Origin of the sequence: Mycobacterium attenuatum, assembly GCF_900566085.1 — a bacterium.
GTDB classification, from domain to species: domain Bacteria; phylum Actinomycetota; class Actinomycetes; order Mycobacteriales; family Mycobacteriaceae; genus Mycobacterium; species Mycobacterium attenuatum.
In genome coordinates this window covers 1-4,858 of record NZ_UPHT01000188.1, presented here as the reverse complement: position 1 = coordinate 4,858, position 4,858 = coordinate 1, and the positions used below count along the sequence as shown (strand labels likewise).

At 62.4% G+C, this 4,858-nt stretch carries 2 protein-coding genes; one reads left to right on the top strand and one right to left on the bottom strand.

The genetic code is table 11. The features are described 5' to 3' along the window. Window positions 1–1,824: 1,824 nt before the first annotated feature. The gene (locus EET13_RS32500; RefSeq protein WP_280177894.1) at window positions 1,825–1,947 is read left to right on the top strand and encodes a hypothetical protein; all 123 of its coding nucleotides are present in this window, start codon (window positions 1,825–1,827) and stop codon (window positions 1,945–1,947) included. 93 nt (window positions 1,948–2,040) lie between these two features. Here the strand turns inward: EET13_RS32500 and lanM are convergent. Further along, window positions 2,041–4,858: type 2 lanthipeptide synthetase LanM (gene lanM, locus EET13_RS29110; RefSeq protein ID WP_168991354.1), on the bottom strand; the 2,818-nt coding region annotated here is incomplete at its 5' end.

Genomic DNA, 4,858 nt, shown 5'->3' with positions numbered 1-4,858 from the left:
CGACCCGACGACCGGAAGCCAACAGGAAAAGCTGGGCAGACCAGCGGTCGTCGCATCCCTACCACGCCACAAATCAAGATCAAAAATCAACAATTCACGCCACAACGTCCATCCGTGGATCGAGGCTAAGAACCGTGCATGCCACTCGTCACGGCACTCCGAGCTCAAGCAGCCTCGAGGCACGCGTTGGGCTTCACCCCGTTTGGTCGGGCGGCTCGGGGCATCGGGCCCCCGGGGCTGCCGAGATCCGGCGCGACGGGAACCGATTCCCATTTCCTAGCAGGCTGATACCTCACGGTGATCTCCCGCCAGCAGTCAAAGGCCTTCCTCTCGGCGCGCAATCGTTTGTGTCATCAACGGATTCAGCGCACAAATTGGGCGTTGGGAACGAGAGGCGTTGATACCGAATGGAACTGTAGAACCCTCTTTAGCACTGCAGCTAGCCACTCACGATCGGATTGATCTCTCGTGCAAGGTCGGTGAAGGTGCGGCCAATGCGATGGTGCAGTCGCCACGACCGCACCGCCGCACTAATCTTCTTCAGGGCTGCTTGCTGATTGCAGGCAAGAACGCGGTGAAGCGCTGCCCGTGCTTGTTCGGCGCTGCTCGCTGCGGAACTGATGCCCGGGGGGACGTAAACGACGCGTGCCCATGCGAGCCGAGCCGTCGCCCGTCTTGGCAGTAAGCGATCCAAATCTGATCAGCAATGTAACTGCGACGCGACCCACTCCATGGTGCGTCAACCGCGGCCGGCACCTCGTGCGCCTGCCGCTCGCGGACACAGTGCACAACCACGTGTCGACGTACCCTCGATGATCGGTTAACTCCCGAGCCATCCATACATCGATTACACAGTGCAGGAACAGATTTGGGACCAGCGGCGAGATCCCGATCACTACGGGGCACTGCGATCTGTCGGTACCCAGCTTTACCCGAGGTGGCATCGCCCAGCCCGCACATCACGGTCTTGGCCTGGGCCTCTCACCGCCCATCTGATCGAGGCGACGGAAGCGGACTCCCATCGGATTTCACGCTTTCCAGCACCACAATGCGGCGCAAACATTGCAGGCTCCCCAACAAGGAAAGTCGAGTCTTACGTCCGACGCCTTTGGCGGGGCCATGGTAATCTCCAGCACCGCCTGGGCCAGATCGGTGCGCAGGTATTCGTCGATTGCCTGGGACCCGGCGACCTTAGCGTCCAACTCGACGCGCCGCTGCCGTGTCGGCGGCCTTCTCCGCCTCGATCACCCGGCAGACGTGTACGGTCCTGTTCGACGATGAGAAGGCCATGGCCGCTTCAAAACCTGACGTTACAAACGCAATTCAGACCTTTCCTTACGACGGCGTTCCAACTCGGCACGCTGATCTATGGAGTGATGCTCGTAACTGTTTGATGGTGTGGCTGACATTTTCGGGGCATGTTGCCGGTGCACGTGTTGACTGGCGAGGTGTAGTCGTCGATCGAGCCGTTGATGCTGGTGGCCCTCGACTGACGGTGGCAGACCGTTTCCTGATCACCGTACAGTGGCGAAACCGATTGTGTAGCAGCATTGCAAGCCTCGCAGTGACGGGATCTGCTCGAGCGGTTCCGATCGCGGAAAACCGCGTAGCGTCGCAATAACGGTTCAGCAAGTAGGGATTCGGGATGAGATCGCAACTCCGTGTCGCCGCAACCCGACGTGAATCCAATCCCACCAACATAATTGACAACGACACCTACCAAGACACCTCAACGGGCATTAGCCCCGACTTTAAAGACCAAAGTCCCTACAACCCCACGACAGACAGCAAAATCGACAAACCCAACCGGAAAGGACAACCCCCATGAACCACACCACCACCATCGAATTCCCCCAACTCGACGGCGACATCTTCGCCTTCAACTTCTCCGACGAAGCCATCGAAACAGCCGCCGGCATCAGCAACGGCATCGAAGACACCACCTAATGCACCTGGTCCGTCACCACCCTGTGCAACCCCTGCAAAGAATAAAACCCAAACAGCACACACAGTCAGCGCCGGTCGAAGCGCCGTGATCGATCACTCCCAAACCAGGACGTTGGGCAGCGAGTCATCGATCCGGCGCAGGATCGTGTAGCCGACTCCGGCCAGACCCTGGAACATTCCGGGGTTGAATCGCCTGGTGCCGCCGCTCCATCGGTAGTCGCCGCGCGTGGCCGCGGCCGAGATCACGCCCGCCACACGCCGCGCTGCCAGATCACGCAAATCGTCTCGGCCCAAAAGCGTTCCGGCTTCGCTGAGGAATTCGACACTGCCCAGCGTGCCGCAGCACAGCGTGTCCCGACGTATGCCGGCCCAGCCGTCTTCCACCGCTGTCAGCGCGTTGGTTATGTCGTGGTGCAGCAACGCGGTATCGCTGTTGAGCAGTCCGGCCATGGCGATGCGGGCCAAACCGATGCCCGGAGATCCGTGACACCACTTACACGGCCACACCTTTTCTCCGTTGCTGTCCAGATCAGCCCAGGCCCCCCGTCGCGGATCGAAGTTGGCGTTTTCGAACGCAAGGCATTCCGCGGCGGCCTCGGCGAACTCGCCGATACCGGTTGCCTGCGCCAAGGAGGCCAGTGCATACGCGTAGCCGGCTGCGCCGTGCGATATGCCGTTGCGGTCGAGTGACCCCGCACCCTGTCCGCTCCAGCTGCGGCGCCCCGCGACGCCGATACGCGGTTGACGCAACAGGTGCTCGCCGCATCGGGTCGCGCGCTCGAGCAGGTCGGGTGATCCGGTGTCGCGGTAGAGACGCAGTAGCCCGAGGACGGCGCCGGCGCTGCCGCCGATGACGTCGAGTTGATTGTCCGCCGCGATCAGATCGTCGGTGAGTAACGCCGCCGCGGCCTGCGCGTCGGCGAGCAACCCATCGTGTTGCAGGAACGTCGACATCACGGCAAACGAGTAGATAACCGATCCCAGGCCGCCACCGGCGCCCACGCCCAACGAGCGGGCGAAGCGGGCCGAGTTGCCGCTGTTGAGTTCCTTGCGAAGGTGCGCCAACCCGGCCACCGCCAGCTCCGCCGAGCCGGGACAACCCGTCACGGTCGCGTGCGCGGCCAGGAAGATCCCGATACCCGACACGCCGTTGTAAAGGCCAGGACCTAGGCAGATCAGCTGGAAGAGGTCGGTATCGCCCAGCCAGTCCAGCGCGATCCATGCTGCGCCGGGTCCACGGCGAAGCGCGTAGCGCGATAAGTCCTCAGCGATCCGGTCCGCCTCGCGGCGCAACATCTCGATCGCCGGCGCACGGTGAGAGACGGGACCCGGCGCCGGTTGGGTAGCGACGGCTTCCGCCGGTGCGCTCCCCCGCGCGAAGGACTCCATATTCTGCCGGATAATGGTGACCTGCCACTCGATTCCCGAGCTGTCCAGACCGTCGGCCAGGACGGTCGCGTGACCCAGACCGGAAACGCCGGCGGCACGAACCGAAATCCCTGTGACATCGCAGATCTCGGTGGTATCACTGGGCATCACAAAATACGGAATGTTCAACGCCAGCAATGCCGACCGTTCCGCCCGCACCAGCGGCGACTGCGGGTCGATGTCCTTGTCCCAATCGGACAGTCGGGCAACGAAGTCGGCCTGCGCAGACCAGATGATGCCGTCGTCCATGGTCCGTGGATCTTTCAGCCGCTGCAGCAGCATGGCATAGAACCTGGTGGGCCGCAGCAGCTTTCGAACTGGAAGGCCGGCGAACCCGTCGAGCAGTCCGCCCGTCGTCGCGTCGGCGCGCCATCTGGCCAGGAATTCGGCATATGCCCGGAAGCCGTCGATGAAAGCCTCGACGTGGTCAGCGAATTTCGCGTAGTGACCGGCGATGTGGGGCAGGTTCGGTGTGGTGCTGTCGGTTTCGCGCGCTCTGGCCGGGCGCATCGCATCGGTGTTGACGTCGGTCCAGCAGATTCCTTCTGCCGCAGCCCAATCCGACAGCAACCCGCCGATCGCCCCGACTTCGTTGTCGGGATAGCGCAGGTAAGAGGGAATGAGGCGCACCATCATCACCGAGTTGGCGATGGTCTCCACAGCAGCCCGATGCGCGTCACTTTCCGGGTCATCGGCATCGGGCCGGTCGATCGTGGCCTGCAGGATGGTTTCGATGTCGATGGGTACCGGGTGAGCGCCGGCGGCGATGATGTTTTCCTGATGCATGTCGCCGGTGGCGAAACAGTAAAGCAACGCCAGCCACGCACCAGCCCGGGTGAAATAACGCTGCACATCGGCTTGATCAGAACACGGGGCATGCTCGATGAACTCGGTCCACCCATAACCCTGCCGCGCCAACGCCCGCACCGCCCGCAACCTGACCGGCGCCACCCCATTGAGCCGCTCCACCAACTCACACCAAGCCACATCAACCCGTAAGTCCTTGGGCTTATAGACAATACGAGTGCCATCCTCGAACACCACGACATGCACCGAACAGCCACCATTGTGCGCATCACCAAGCCCACCCACCACCTGCGCCACCCGAGCAATCAGCGGCGCCCCCACCAACTGCGCACCAATCACCGCCAAATCCGCACCCAAACGCACCACCAACTCCGCAGTGCTATTCATCCACTGCCGAGTCAGCGTGGCCAACAACCGCAACAACACCGGCTTAGCCTCAAACAACCGCCGAAAACCCCACGCCCGCATATCCACAACAAACTGCTCATAACTCGACGACCCCGCCCGCGCAGTATCAAACAACGCATACAACGCCGGCGCACACAACCGCGAGAGCTGCCCCACCAACCCCTGCCGCAAACCCGCCCGCGCACCCTCACTAAACAACCCAGCCACCGACGCCGCCACCCCCGACCACAACAACTGATCAGCCCGCACCACCACCGGCCACAACAAC

Coding starts and splice junctions, on each gene's coding strand:
- EET13_RS32500 (WP_280177894.1), top strand. CDS start 1,825: ATGAACCACACCACCACCATCGAATTCCCCCAACTCGACGGCGACATC.